This is a genomic window from Mycolicibacterium diernhoferi, assembly GCF_019456655.1.
GTDB classification, from domain to species: Bacteria; Actinomycetota; Actinomycetes; order Mycobacteriales; family Mycobacteriaceae; genus Mycobacterium; species Mycobacterium diernhoferi.
Genome location: NZ_CP080332.1, coordinates 1,172,627 through 1,185,529 on the forward strand (window position 1 = coordinate 1,172,627; position 12,903 = coordinate 1,185,529).

Below are 12,903 nucleotides of genomic sequence, written 5' to 3' on the forward strand. Positions count from 1 at the left end.
AGGGGAGAACACCATGCAGGACACCGTGCGACTCGACGAGGTCGAGCGGGCGATCAGCGACATCGCGGCGGGAAAACCTGTCGTAGTGGTGGACGATGCGTCGCGCGAGAACGAGGGTGACATCATCTTCGCTGCCCAGTCCGCAACCCCGGAGCTGATGGCGTTCACCGTGCGCCATTCCAGTGGTGTGATCTGCGTGCCGATGCCCGACGAGGTCGCCGACTTGTTGCTGCTACCGCCGATGACGACGGTGAACCAGGACCCCAAGAGCACCGCGTTCACCGTGTCGGTGGACGCCGCTGCCGGTGTGACAACCGGTATTTCGGCCGCCGACCGGGCGGTGACGGCGCGACTGCTGGCTGATCCGCAGACCACGGCGAATCAACTCACCAGGCCGGGGCACATGTTCCCGCTGCGGGCCCGCGAGGGTGGCGTGCTGGTGCGCCGCGGTCACACCGAGGCAGCCGTGGACCTGGTGCGGGCGGCCGGTCTGCATCCGGTCGGCATCCTGGTTGAGATCGTCAACGACGACGGCACCATGAAGCGGGGTCTGCAGTTGCGTGACTTCGCCGACAAGCACGGCCTCGCCATGATCTCGATCGAGCAACTGGTGCAGTACCGCGTGCGCAATGAGCGGTTGATCGAGCGCGGTGCGCAGACCAAGCTGCCGACCTCGGTAGGCGACTTCACCGCAGTGGGTTACCGCTCCCTGGTGGACGGCAACGACCATGTGGCTTTGGTGATGGGCGACATCAGCACCGAAGAGCCGGTGCTGGTGCGGGCGCACTCGGAGTGCCTGACCGGAGATGTCTTCGGTTCGAAGCGCTGCGACTGTGGCCCTCAGCTCGACGAGTCCCTGCGCCGTATCGCCGAATTGGGCCGTGGAGTCGTGATCTATCTACGTGGTCACGAGGGCCGGGGAATCGGATTGCAGGCGAAGCTGTCTGCATATGCGTTGCAGGACAACGGCCGCGATACGGTGGATGCGAATCTGGAACTCGGATTCCCTGCTGATGCGCGGGAGTACAGCGCCGCGGCGGCCATCATCGCTGACCTGGGTGTCCAGTCGGTGTGGTTGTTGACCAACAATCCCGACAAGATCGAGGGACTTGCGGCCGGAGGTGTCGAGATCGCGGGGCGGGTCCCGCTCTGCGTCCCACCGAATGTGCACAACATCGGCTATCTGGCCGAGAAACGGGACCGGATGGGCCATGACCTGCCCGGCCTGGATGTGCGCGAACGAACCTACCGGCCGACCCGGCAGTTGCGGCTGGCCAGGTCCTGAAGGCATTTCGCCGGCCCGCGGGCCTGGTCCTGACGACGTTTCGAGTGATGGAGGAACTCCTTGGCCACGATGACCGAGGTCGAGCGGATGGTGTTTCTGGCCGAGGCTCGGATGGCGTTCATCGCAGTGGAGTGGGGCGACCGCGCTCCGCTGAGCATGCCCGTCTGGTACGAATACGAACCCGGCGGGGATGTGCTGTTGTGGGCGTACGCCGACTCGCTGAAGAGCCGGCTGGTGCGGGCTGCCCGACGGTTCTCCCTGACATCGCAGCAAGTCGATCTGCCGTACCGGTACGTCACGGTGCAGGGCCCGGTCACGACGGTCCAACCGGCCCAACGCGAATGGGTGGAAGCCCTGGCCGTGCGCTATCTCGGCACGGAGCGGGGCAAGGCGCACATCGCGGACGTCTTCGAGCCGGGGTCACTGGCGATCCGGATGCGCCCGGAACGCTGGTTCAGCGGCGCCTTTCTCTATACGGGTGTGGACGAGTCAGTTAGAAGCGGAGCCGACGGTGTCGTCGCCTCACATCTTTGGCAGCAGAGTGAAAGGAACTCTGTGAAATGAACACGCTGGTCCCATATACGGTCGAGGGCGCGGTGGCACGGTTCACCCTGGACTCGCCGGGTAATCGCAATGCGCTGTCGACCACCCTGATCGACGAACTGCACCGCGGTCTGGACGACGTGCTGGGAAATCCCGGACTGCGTGCGGTGGTGCTCGGCCACAGCGGTGGAACCTTCTGCGCAGGAGTCGATCTCGCCCAGGTGTCGAGCGGTCGCTCGGAGGCTGACGGTGATGGTCACATGGACGGCTTCGTGAAGATGCTGCGGCGGATCCTGGAACTTCCGGTTCCGGTCATCGCGGCCATCGATGGTCACGTCCGGGCCGGCGGGCTCGGTCTGACAGCTGCCTGTGATATCGCGGTGGCCGGACCCGCGAGCACCTTCGCGTTGACCGAGGTCCGCATCGGCGTCGGGCCGGCGATCATTTCCATGACGCTGCTCCCGAAGATGAAACCACGCGCAGCGGACCGCTACTTCCTCACCGGTGAGAAGTTCGGCGCCCAAGAGGCCGCGGATATGGGTTTGGTGACCATTGCCAGCGACGACGTCGAGTCGACGGTATCGGAGTTGACCGCGGCCATTGCGTTGGGCTCTCCGCAGGGCCTGCGGGCGTCGAAGGCATTGACCACCGAGCCGATCTTGGAGATATTCGACCGGAAGGCGGACCGCTTGGCCCGTGGCGCGGCTCGGCTGTTCGTCTCCGAGGAGGCACAAGAGGGCATCGCCGCGTTCCGCGAACGACGACAGCCGAACTGGATCCAGTAGAAAGCACACCGATATGCCCCGTATCGAGCCCGTCCGGGAACCCAATGAAGATCAGCGCCAGGCGCTTTCGAAAACCCTGCAGGCCCCGGACGGCACTCCGGTCAACGTCTTCGCCACGCTGGCGCATCAACCGCAGCTGATGCGGCGCGTCAACGCGCTCGGCGGCTACTTCATGGTGCACGGATCAATCCCGCTGCGTGAGCGCGAACTCGTGATCCTGCGCGTGGCCGGGACATGCAACAGTGCCTATGAGGAGGGCCAGCACCGCTGGATCGCCGGCGAGAAGGCGGGCCTGTCCGGGGCCGAGATCGAGGCAGCCTTGGATCCTGGCGCACCGCACAGCTGGTCGGCTGAGGATCTGCGGCTCTTGATGTTTGTCGACGAACTGCTGGCGACGGGCGCGGTGAGCGATGCCACCTGGGCGAGCCTGCAGTCTTGGGGCGACATCGCGCGCACCGAACTTCTGGTCCTGATCGGCTTCTATCAGATGCTGGCGCTCGTCATCAAAGGCATTGGCGTGGAGTTGGACCCGTCGGTGGCCCGATTGTTGGATCCGGCACCCGGGGACTGATCACGCAGTGGGCCGACCTCGCCCGGAGGCGAGGCCGGCCCCGCTCGGGCTATTTACCGGAGAGCACCAGCGAGATGGTGTCGGCGACGCAGGCCGGCTTGGACTCGCCGTCGATCTCGATGGTGTACCGGGTGATCACCTGGGTGCCCGCCGGAACGTCGTTGACCTCGGCGATCACGGCGCGGGCGCGGATGCGCGAACCCACCCGCACCGGGTTGGGGAACCGGACCTTGTTGAGCCCGTAGTTGAGCCGCGCCTGGGGGGTGTCGATGCTGAAGATCTGGCTACCGAGCCAGGACGTCAGGGACAGGGTCAGGAACCCGTGCGCGATGGTTTCGCCGAACGGGCCCTCGTTGCGGGAGCGCTCGACGTCGACGTGGATCCACTGGTCGTCACCGGCGACCTCGGCGAAGGCGTTCACCCGCTGCTGATCGATCTGCACCCAGTCGGTGACGCCGAGGTCTTCTCCGACTGCGGCTGTGATCTCGTCGATCGAATGGAAGGTCTTCATGGCAGGTGGGCGCCTCTCGTCTCTGCTCTGATGCGGGGGAGCCGCCCGGGCCCGGCCGGCGGTCTGCGCTCGGGGCCCAGGGGCTGCGCCCAAAGTACCAATCGGTATGTGGCCTCCGCATCGTCGGCTCACCGGACGTGTCGACGTGTGGTTCCCCAGAGTTGCGCAGACTCTTTACCTTTCGAGCGGTGGCACGTAGCATGCGTCTTACATACCGACCGGTCGGAAGAAAGCCGGTTGTCGAGTTCCGAGTGAGGAGTTGGTTGAGATGCATGTGGGTTTGAACCTGAATATCCAGAATCTGGGGAACGCCAGTCCCGACCGGGAGGTCATGAAGGGCGAACTGCGGTACGCCCAGTTGGCGGAGAAGGTGGGTTTCGACTCGCTGTGGATGCCGGAGCATCACTTCACCGATTACATGTTGACCCCGAATGTGCCGCAGTTGTTGGCCTGGATTGCCGGGCAGACGGAGACGTTGCGGCTGGGCACTGCCGTCAGTGTGTTGCCGTGGCAGGATCCGATCCGTACGGCGGAAAGCTTTGTGGTGCTGGACAACCTGAGTCAGGGTCGGGCGATGCTCGGTCTGGGGCGTGGGTTGGGCCGGGTGGAGTTCGATGCGTTCCGGTTGCAGATGGGTGAGTCGCGGCGTCGGTTCGTGGAGTACTCGGAGGCGATTCTGCATGCCTTGGAGACCGGGGTGATGGAGTACGACGGGGAGTTGTACAAGCAGCCGCGGTGTGAGATTCGTCCGGAGCCGTATGCGTCGGTGCGGGGGCGGACGTTCGCCTCGGCGGTGTCGCCGGAGTCGATGGACATCATGGCCCGGTTGGGTGTGGGTCTGATGGTGATTGCGCAGAAGCCGTGGCCGACGGTGCAGGCGGATCTGGACACCTATCGGGCGCGGTACAACGAGTTGCGTGGTGAGGAGCCGCCCAAGCCGTTGATCAACGTGTACGTCGGCGTGGGTGAGACCGAAGCGGCCGCGCAGGAGATGCGGGACAAGTACCTGAAGGGCTACGCGCTGTCGACGGTGAAGCATTACGAGTTCGACAATGTCGGGTTCGAGAAGATCGAAGGCTACGAGTACTACGGCAACCTGGCCCGCAACATCGAGAAGCACGGTGTCGACGGTTTCGCGAACTTCCTGGCCGATCTGCAGGTGTGGGGTACACCGGATCAGGTCGCCGAGAAGCTGATGTCGTATGTGGACCGCATCGATGCCGGCGGTATCGCGATCGTCCCGTCCTACGGCGGGATGTCGCGTGAGGTGGCGGACAAGAACTTCGACCTGATCACCGAGCACGTGCTGCCGGTGCTGAAGGCCAAGGACGTGGGCGGCGACCTGGGTGTCCAATACGGCGTCAACGCCGCCGCGGTCTGAGCGGGCTGCCGTGGCTGAACTGAAACTGGGATACAAGGCGTCGGCGGAGCAGTTCGCGCCGCGTGAACTCGTGGAATTGGCCGTGGAGGCTGAGGCGCACGGCATGGACAGCGCGACGGTGAGTGATCACTTCCAGCCGTGGCGGCATGAGGGTGGGCATGCGCCGTTCTCGCTGGCCTGGATGACCGCGGTGGGGGAGCGCACCAAGCGGCTGCAGCTGGGGACCTCGGTGCTGACGCCGACGTTCCGGTACAACCCGGCGGTGATCGCGCAGGCGTTCGCGACCATGGGGTGCCTGTACCCGGACCGGATCTTTTTGGGTATCGGTACCGGTGAGGCGCTCAATGAGATCGCCACCGGCTACGAGGGCGAGTGGCCGGAGTTCAAGGAACGCTATGCCCGGCTGCGTGAGGCGGTGCGGTTGATGCGTGAGTTGTGGCTCGGGGACCGGGTGGATTTCGACGGCGAGTACTACAAGACCAAGGGCGCCTCGATCTATGACGTGCCTTCCGGTGGTATCCCGATCTACATCGCCGCCGGTGGGCCGCAGGTGGCCAAGTACGCCGGGCGGGCCGGGGACGGGTTCATCTGCACCTCGGGCAAGGGCGAGGAGCTCTACAAGGACAAGCTGATGCCGGCCATGCGGGAGGGTGCGGAGGCGGCGGGCAAGAATCCCGAGGATGTGGACCGGATGATCGAGATCAAGATCTCCTATGACACCGATCCGGAGTTGGCGTTGGAGAACACCCGGTTCTGGGCGCCGTTGTCGTTGACCGCGGAGCAGAAGCATTCCATCGATGATCCGATCGAGATGGAGAAGGCTGCCGATGCGTTGCCGATCGAGCAGGTGGCCAAGCGCTGGATCGTGGCGTCGGATCCCGACGAGGCGGTGGAGAAGGTCGCCGATTACGTCAAGTGGGGTCTGAACCATCTGGTGTTCCATGCCCCCGGGCATGACCAGCGCCGTTTCCTGCAGCTGTTCAGGTCCGATCTGGAACCACGGCTGCGCAAACTCGGCTGAGGTTCGGTGGTTCGGCCCATTCTGCCGCCGCGGTGATCCGCGGCGGCAGAATGGGCCGGACTGCTATTGGCTGCTCTTGACGGAGTGGCCGCCGAACTGATTGCGCAGAGCGGCAACGGCTTTCATGGTCGGCGAGTCGTCCTGGCGGGAGCGGAAGCGGTCGAACAGTGACCCGGCGATGGTGGGGACCGGAACCCGTAGCCGGATGGCCTCTTCCACCGTCCAGCGGCCCTCGCCGGAGTCCTCGGTGTAGCCGCTGATGCCGCCGAGTCCGGGATCCTCCTTGAGGGCCTTGGCCAGCAACTGCTGCAACCAGGACCGCACCACGGTACCGTTCGACCAGGCCTGGATCACCGCTTGCGGGTCCCGCACGAGGTCTTCGGCGGCCAGCATCTCGTAGCCCTCGGAGTAGGCGGTCATCAGGGCGTACTCGATGCCGTTGTGCACCATCTTGGTGAAGTGGCCGGCACCGACCGGTCCGGCGTGCACGAATCCGTCTTCGAGTGCACCCTCAGGGCGCAGGGTGTCGAAGATCGGCATGGCTCGAGCGACATCCTCGTCGCTGCCGCCGACCATCAGGCCGTAGCCTTCGGTGAGGCCCCATACACCGCCGGAGACTCCCGCGTCGACGTAGCCAATTCCCTTCTTCCCCAGCAGTTCTGCGTGCGGAAGGTCATCGGTGTAGCGCGAGTTGCCGCCGTCGATCACCAGATCTCCTGCGCTGAGCACATCGGCCAGCGATCGGATGGTCTCGGTGGTGATGGCACCGGACGGGACCATCACCCAGACGATGCGTGGCGCGGACAGTGACTCTGCCAGCGCGGTAAGCGTTGATACATCGCTGATCTCGGCACGGGTGTCGTAGCCGATGACCTCATGGCCGCCCCGGCGCAGTCGTTCGCGCATGTTGAAGCCCATCTTGCCCAGTCCAACAAGACCCAATTGCATGGTGAAACCTTTCGTTGCGGTCGTGGACCAGCCCAGCCGGAAGAGCAGGTGAAGCCGAAGATGTTGCTGGGTAACCGAGTCCAGATCCATTGACGGGGCGCACTCGTATAGTGGCGTCAGCCCGGCAGTGATCGTATCCCAGCAGGTCGGCCGTCGAGAAGTACCGTGGGACAGCGACCTTCGCGTCATTCTTGCCTGCTGTACGCTGCCGTTGCAGGCGCGGGTGGTTGATCGGACACCCGGTCGCTGTTGCGCCGAGATGCGCGGTCTGAGCGCACCTAGAGAACGGGATGGTCATGGCTGGTCGAATCGGAACCGGAGATATTTGCACTACACCCGCGTGGGAAGCGTTGTCGCGCCATCATGACGCCGTGGCCGGGCAAACTCTGCGGGAGCTGTTCGCGCAGGACCCGCGCCGCGGCACCGAGTTCACGCTGACCGTGGGTGATCTGTACATCGACTACAGCAAGCACCGGGTGACACGCGAAACCCTGGATCTGCTGGCCGATCTGGCTGTCGCGGCCGACCTGGAGGGCCGGCGTGCCGCGATGTTCGCCGGTGCGCACATCAACACCTCCGAGGACCGGGCGGTGCTGCACACCGCGCTGCGGCTGCCCCGGGATGCGGTGTTGGAGGTGGACGGTCAGGACGTCGTCGCCGATGTGCACGAGGTGCTCGACGCGATGGGCGCGTTCTGTGACCGGTTGCGTTCCGGACAGTGGACCGGGGCCACCGGTGAGCGCATCACCTGCGTGGTCAACATCGGGATCGGCGGCTCGGATCTGGGCCCGGTGATGGTCTACGAGGCGCTGCGCCACTACGCCGATGCCGGTATCTCGGCGCGGTTCGTCTCCAATGTCGACCCCGCCGACCTGGTCGCCAAGCTCGACGGTCTCGACCCGGCCACAACGCTTTTCGTCATCGCCTCCAAGACGTTCTCCACACTGGAGACGTTGACCAACGCCACCGCGGCGCGGCGCTGGCTCATCGACGCGCTCGGCGAGGACGCCGTCGCCAAGCACTTCGTGGCGGTCTCCACCAACAAGAAGCTGGTCGACGAGTTCGGCATCGACACCGCCAACATGTTCGGTTTCTGGGACTGGGTCGGCGGGCGCTATTCGGTGGACAGCGCCATCGGGCTCAGCGTGATGGCGGTGATCGGCCGGGAACGCTTCGCCGAGTTCCTGGCCGGGTTCCATCTGGTCGACGAGCACTTCCGCACCGCGCCGCTGACCGAGAACGCGCCGGTGATGCTCGGGCTGATCGGGCTTTGGTACAACAATTTCTTCGGCGCGCAGTCGCGTGCGGTGCTGCCCTACTCCAACGATCTGTCCCGGTTCGCCGCCTACCTGCAGCAGCTGACGATGGAGTCCAACGGCAAGTCGGTGCGCGCCGACGGCACCCCGGTCACCGCCGATACCGGTGAGATCTATTGGGGCGAACCGGGAACCAACGGCCAGCACGCCTTCTACCAGTTGCTGCACCAGGGCACCCGGCTGATCCCGGCAGACTTCATCGGGTTCTGCGAGCCCACCGACGATCTGCCGACCGCCGACGGCACGGGCAGCATGCACGACCTGTTGATGAGCAACTTCTTCGCCCAGACCCAGGTCCTGGCATTCGGCAAGACCGCCGCCGAAATCGCGGCCGAAGGTACCGACGCCGACGTCGTCGCGCACAAGGTGATGCCGGGCAACCGGCCGACCACCTCGATCCTGGCCACCAAGCTGACCCCGTCGGTCATCGGCCAGCTCATCGCGCTCTACGAGCATCAGGTCTTCACCGAGGGCGTCATCTGGGGTATCGACTCGTTCGACCAGTGGGGAGTCGAACTGGGCAAGACCCAGGCCAAGGCCCTGTTGCCGGTGCTCACCGACGATGCCGCGCCGCCCGATCAGAGCGACACCTCCACCGACGCGCTGGTGCGCCGCTACCGCACCCAGCGCGGACGCACCGCCTGACCACAACGGCGAAACACGCGTACCCGCTGCTCCCAAGCCAGGCGGTTTCAAGTCGTGGTTGCAACAGCGGGTGGTTTAGGCGGGTCTGACAGTAATGCGTCGAGGGCTTCGGCGGGTGTTCTCCAGCCCAGGGTCTGGCGGGGTCGGTTGTTGAGTTTGGCGGCGACGTAGTCGAGGTAGTCGGCGGGAAAGACCGATAGGTCAGTGCCTTTGGGGAAGTATTGGCGCAGGAGGCCGTTGGTGTTCTCGTTGGTGCCTCGTTGCCAGGGTGAGTGCGGATCGCAGAAGTAGATGTCGAGATCGGTGGCTGCAGCGATCTTGGCGTGGTTGGCCATTTCGATGCCCTGGTCCCAGGTCAGCGTGCGGGCCATGATCGCGGGCAGCTGGGCGATTTTGGCCACGATGGCCTCTTGGACTGCCAGGGCGCCGTGGTTATCGGGTAGGTGCAGCAGGATCACGAACCGGGTGCTGCGTTCGACCAGGGTGCCGATCGCGGACTTGTTTTCCGTTCCAGTGATCAGGTCGCCTTCCCAATGGCCGGGGATGGCACGATCCTCGACCTCGGCAGGCCGGTCACTGATGCTGACCATGTCCCGGATACGCGGGCGTCGCTGGTCGGGGCGGTGCTGCGGTTTGCGCAGTGCTCGACCCGTGCGCAAACACGTGTGCAAGTCGCGGCGCAGATTCCCCTTGCCCTGCACGTAGATTGCCTGGTAGATCGTCTCGTGCGACACCCACATCTCCGGATCGTCGGGGAACTCCCACCGTAACCGGTGGGCGATCTGGGCTGGGCTGTGCTGTTCGTGGCCCAACCGGTACTGCACGGCATCGCGCAGCCGCGCATTGGTGGCCAGCTTGCCCGCCTTGGGGCGTCGAGCCCGGTGCTCGGAGCGGACCTGGGCCAGCAACGCGTCGTACTTCAACCTCGTGGTGCGACCGCTCTGGCGGGCCCCGAAGCGTTCCTTGCGCCGGTAGCCGGACTTGCCGCCATTGTGGGCGGCGATGGCACCATTGACGTCGAGTTCGTATTTGATCGTCGAGGCCGGCCGGCCCAAGCTGCGCCCTATCGAGTTCAGCGATTCATAGTTGTGCACGCCGATCTGGATCCGGATCCGATCAGCCAGATCCAGGCGCCGTCGCCGACCGTTCTTCCTAGGGGCAGTGAACTGGGGTTTCACCCCGCCAGCGTCAGCGAACCACGTGACCCCAGTCGTTACCGACACGCCGGCAGCCACAGCGGCCTGACGTTCGGTCAGGCCGGCACCGATATGACCCCAAAACGCTTCACGAACAGACCTGAGCGATCTCCGAGACAACAGCACTCCTCAAGTAGTGCTGTTGCATCCACCCCTTGAAGCCAAGCCACCTTGAGCAGCGGGTACGCGTGTTTCGCCAGCGGGTTATCCGCGAGAAGTAGCAACGGGCGCTGACCGACTAGTCGATTTCGACGAGTGGCGCTGCCATGAGCCGGGTTTGGGTGCCGCGATGACGCCGGCCGGGCCTACACATTCGTGCCATGCGCCCGGGGGTGGTTCCTCCGATTGTGGGATGCCGCTTGCGTCGGCTGTGAGCAGAATGTCATCTGCGCGTCGGTGGTACCGAAGATCACGATGTTTCGGAGGCGGCGCAATTTTCCGGCCCGACATGGTGATTCGTCATCGCTGTCAGGTCGGTGAACGCTTCCGCAACGATTCGCTGATCGGGCACGGGTGTTCCGTGCCGGCCCCGGCCTGTCTGCTTGTCACCCACTCTGTCTGACCATACGAATTGCGCTGACACCTAAGGAATTCAATGACATCTCGCTGGGCCTTGTTCGCTGCGACGTTGGCTGCCGCGCTTGTCGGCGGTCTGACCACCAGCAGTCCTGCTGCCGCCGGGTTGGACAATGAGAAGAGCCTCATCGACAGCCATGGGCGGACGCTGACCATTCAGCAGTGGGACACGTTCCTCAACGGCGTCCCGCCGCTGGACCGCAACCGGCTGACCAGGGAGTGGTTCCACACAGGTAAGGCCAAGTACTCCGTAACCGGCCCCGGTGCAGACACTTTCACCGGTACCCTGCAGCTGGGTTACCAGGTGAGCTTCCCCTGGACCATGGGCGTCTCGATGAACTTCAGCTACTCGACACCCAACGTCGGCATCTGGTGGTGGGGCGAGAAGGAAAACCACCTCGACAAGTTCGACGACATCTATACCCCGCCCTTCTTCCCCGGCGGCAGCATCTCCGTCGATCTGGGCAACGGCCCGGGGCTCCAGGAGGTGGCGACCTTCTCCAGCCCGGTCGAAGGGCCCGAAGGCAAGATCACGGTGTCCAACGCGCACGGCACCGTCACGGGCGTCACCGGTGGAGTTGTGTTGCGTCCCTTCGCGAAACTGATCACCGCGGATGGGGAAGAGGTCAGCACGTTCGGCGAACCCTGGAACATGAACTAGTTCGGTCGGCGAGTTTGGCGGAGGGACTTTACCTGCGCGCCGGAACATCGTAATATCACCTACATACCGACCGGTCGGAAGATGTCGGGGTTGTGAAACTTCAGTGAGGGGTTAGTCGAGATGCATGTTGGTCTGAATCTGAATATTCAGAATTTGGGTCGGGCAAGTTCGGACCGTGAGGCGATGGCCCGCGAGATGCGGTTTGCCCAGTTGGCGGAGAAGGTGGGTTTCGACTCGCTGTGGATGCCGGAGCATCACTTCACCGATTACATGTTGACCCCGAATGTGCCGCAGTTGTTGGCCTGGATTGCCGGGCAGACGGAGACGTTGCGGCTGGGAACATCGGTCAGTGTGTTGCCGTGGCAGGATCCTATCCGTACGGCGGAAAGCTTTGTGGTGCTGGACAACCTGAGTCAGGGTCGGGCGATGCTCGGTTTGGGGCGTGGGTTGGGCCGGGTGGAGTTCGATGCGTTCCGGTTGCAGATGGGTGAGTCGCGGCGTCGGTTCGTGGAGTACTCGGAGGCGATTCTGCATGCCTTGGAGACCGGGGTGATGGAGTACGACGGCGATCTGTACAAGCAGCCGCGGTGTGAGATCCGGCCGGAGCCGTATGCGTCGGTGCGTGGTCGGACGTTCGCCTCGGCGGTGTCGCCGGAGTCGATGGACATCATGGCCCGGTTGGGTGTGGGTTTGATGGTGATTGCGCAGAAGCCGTGGCCGACGGTGCAGGCGGATCTGGACACCTATCGGGCGCGGTACAACGAGTTGCGTGGTGAGGAACCGCCCAAGCCGTTGATCAACGTGTACGTCGGTGTCGGCGAGACCGAGGCCGAGGCCACCGAGATGCGCGAGCGCTACCTCCAGAACTACGCGCTGTCGACGGTGGAGCATTACGAGTTCGACAATGTCGGGTTCGAGAAGATCGAAGGCTACGAGTACTACGGCAACCTGGCCCGCAACATCGAAAAGCACGGTGTGGACGGTTTCGCTCGATTCCTGGCCGATCTGCAGGTGTGGGGTACACCGGACCAGGTCGCCGAGAAGCTGATGTCGTATGTGGATCGCATCGATGCCGGTGGTATCGCGATCGTCCCGTCCTACGGCGGGATGTCCACCGAGGTGGCGAACAAGAACTTCGACCTCATCGCCGAGCACGTGGTGCCGGCGCTGAAGGCCAAGGATGTGGGCGGCGACCTGGGAATCCAGTACGGAGTGAATACCGCCGCAGCGGTCTGACCGACCGTAGATCGCCTATCGGAAATGCCGGTGGGGCTCGATTCGAGCCCACCGGCATTTTTGTATTTTGTGGCGCACCTTCCTCCGGTTACCGGCGTGTTACCTGCGTTACACGATTCGTCCAACGGGCGGCCGTGCGTTTCCCCTTTTCTGGGATGGCCGGGGGAGACGTTGACGCGGAGAATTATTCCGGAGGCAAGGATGGCTGCTGTGCGGCCGTCGTGGCTT

At 64.3% G+C, this 12,903-nt stretch carries 12 protein-coding genes; 9 read left to right on the top strand and 3 right to left on the bottom strand.

Annotation, left to right across the window (positions count from 1 at the left end; all coding sequences use genetic code 11):
- Positions 1 to 13 precede the first annotated feature (13 nt).
- From K0O62_RS05560 to K0O62_RS05575, 4 genes are read left to right on the top strand one after another with little or no spacing between them, the layout of a single operon-like run.
- On the top strand, positions 14 to 1,285 hold the full coding sequence (locus tag K0O62_RS05560; RefSeq protein WP_073859736.1) for a bifunctional 3,4-dihydroxy-2-butanone-4-phosphate synthase/GTP cyclohydrolase II: 1,272 nt from the start codon (positions 14 to 16) through the stop codon (positions 1,283 to 1,285).
- A gap of 60 nt (positions 1,286 to 1,345) precedes the next feature.
- Positions 1,346 to 1,849, top strand: coding sequence for a pyridoxamine 5'-phosphate oxidase family protein (locus K0O62_RS05565; protein ID WP_234800314.1), 504 nt, complete (start codon positions 1,346 to 1,348; stop codon positions 1,847 to 1,849).
- The gene (locus K0O62_RS05570) at positions 1,846 to 2,613 is read left to right on the top strand and encodes an enoyl-CoA hydratase family protein (protein WP_073859733.1); all 768 of its coding nucleotides are present in this window, start codon (positions 1,846 to 1,848) and stop codon (positions 2,611 to 2,613) included. Before K0O62_RS05565 ends, K0O62_RS05570 begins: the two co-directional genes overlap by 4 nt.
- A gap of 13 nt (positions 2,614 to 2,626) precedes the next feature.
- Positions 2,627 to 3,184, top strand: coding sequence for a carboxymuconolactone decarboxylase family protein (locus tag K0O62_RS05575; RefSeq protein ID WP_073859732.1), 558 nt, complete (start codon positions 2,627 to 2,629; stop codon positions 3,182 to 3,184).
- A gap of 49 nt (positions 3,185 to 3,233) precedes the next feature.
- Here K0O62_RS05575 and K0O62_RS05580 read toward each other — a convergent pair whose 3' ends face one another.
- Positions 3,234 to 3,695, bottom strand: coding sequence for a MaoC family dehydratase (locus K0O62_RS05580; protein WP_073859731.1), 462 nt, complete (start codon positions 3,693 to 3,695; stop codon positions 3,234 to 3,236).
- A gap of 268 nt (positions 3,696 to 3,963) precedes the next feature.
- On the opposite strand from K0O62_RS05580, the gene K0O62_RS05585 reads away from it, so the two are divergent.
- Together K0O62_RS05585 and fgd are read left to right on the top strand one after the other, a co-directional pair.
- Positions 3,964 to 5,076, top strand: coding sequence for an LLM class flavin-dependent oxidoreductase (locus K0O62_RS05585; protein WP_079244247.1), 1,113 nt, complete (start codon positions 3,964 to 3,966; stop codon positions 5,074 to 5,076).
- Positions 5,077 to 5,086: 10 nt separating this feature from the next.
- Positions 5,087 to 6,097, top strand: a complete 1,011-nt coding sequence (gene fgd, locus K0O62_RS05590) for a glucose-6-phosphate dehydrogenase (coenzyme-F420) (protein WP_220045492.1) — start codon at positions 5,087 to 5,089, stop codon at positions 6,095 to 6,097.
- Between the two features lie 63 nt (positions 6,098 to 6,160).
- On the opposite strand, the gene gnd is transcribed toward fgd, so the two are convergent.
- Positions 6,161 to 7,045 carry a phosphogluconate dehydrogenase (NAD(+)-dependent, decarboxylating) gene (gene gnd, locus K0O62_RS05595; protein ID WP_073859797.1) on the bottom strand — a complete coding sequence of 295 codons (885 nt, stop codon included), beginning with the start codon at positions 7,043 to 7,045 and terminating at the stop codon, positions 6,161 to 6,163.
- Positions 7,046 to 7,341: 296 nt separating this feature from the next.
- On the opposite strand from gnd, the gene pgi reads away from it, so the two are divergent.
- A complete protein-coding gene (gene pgi, locus K0O62_RS05600) occupies positions 7,342 to 9,006 on the top strand; it encodes a glucose-6-phosphate isomerase (RefSeq protein ID WP_220045493.1) in 1,665 nt (554 codons plus the stop codon).
- Positions 9,007 to 9,053: 47 nt separating this feature from the next.
- Here the strand turns inward: pgi and K0O62_RS05605 are convergent, their stop codons facing one another.
- Entirely contained in the window at positions 9,054 to 10,322 is a 1,269-nt protein-coding gene (locus K0O62_RS05605) for an IS30 family transposase (RefSeq protein WP_207551014.1), read from the bottom strand.
- 475 nt (positions 10,323 to 10,797) lie between these two features.
- On the opposite strand from K0O62_RS05605, the gene mspA reads away from it, so the two are divergent.
- On the top strand, positions 10,798 to 11,439 hold the full coding sequence (gene mspA / locus K0O62_RS05610) for a porin MspA (RefSeq protein ID WP_073859799.1): 642 nt from the start codon (positions 10,798 to 10,800) through the stop codon (positions 11,437 to 11,439).
- A gap of 120 nt (positions 11,440 to 11,559) precedes the next feature.
- Positions 11,560 to 12,675 carry an LLM class flavin-dependent oxidoreductase gene (locus K0O62_RS05615; RefSeq protein WP_220045494.1) on the top strand — a complete coding sequence of 372 codons (1,116 nt, stop codon included), beginning with the start codon at positions 11,560 to 11,562 and terminating at the stop codon, positions 12,673 to 12,675.
- Positions 12,676 to 12,903: the final 228 nt, after the last annotated feature.

Coding starts and splice junctions, on each gene's coding strand:
- K0O62_RS05560 (WP_073859736.1), top strand. CDS start 14: ATGCAGGACACCGTGCGACTCGACGAGGTCGAGCGGGCGATCAGCGAC.
- K0O62_RS05570 (WP_073859733.1), top strand. CDS start 1,846: ATGAACACGCTGGTCCCATATACGGTCGAGGGCGCGGTGGCACGGTTC.
- K0O62_RS05575 (WP_073859732.1), top strand. CDS start 2,627: ATGCCCCGTATCGAGCCCGTCCGGGAACCCAATGAAGATCAGCGCCAG.
- K0O62_RS05580 (WP_073859731.1), bottom strand. CDS start 3,695: ATGAAGACCTTCCATTCGATCGACGAGATCACAGCCGCAGTCGGAGAA.
- K0O62_RS05585 (WP_079244247.1), top strand. CDS start 3,964: ATGCATGTGGGTTTGAACCTGAATATCCAGAATCTGGGGAACGCCAGT.
- gnd (WP_073859797.1), bottom strand. CDS start 7,045: ATGCAATTGGGTCTTGTTGGACTGGGCAAGATGGGCTTCAACATGCGC.
- pgi (WP_220045493.1), top strand. CDS start 7,342: ATGGCTGGTCGAATCGGAACCGGAGATATTTGCACTACACCCGCGTGG.
- mspA (WP_073859799.1), top strand. CDS start 10,798: ATGACATCTCGCTGGGCCTTGTTCGCTGCGACGTTGGCTGCCGCGCTT.
- K0O62_RS05615 (WP_220045494.1), top strand. CDS start 11,560: ATGCATGTTGGTCTGAATCTGAATATTCAGAATTTGGGTCGGGCAAGT.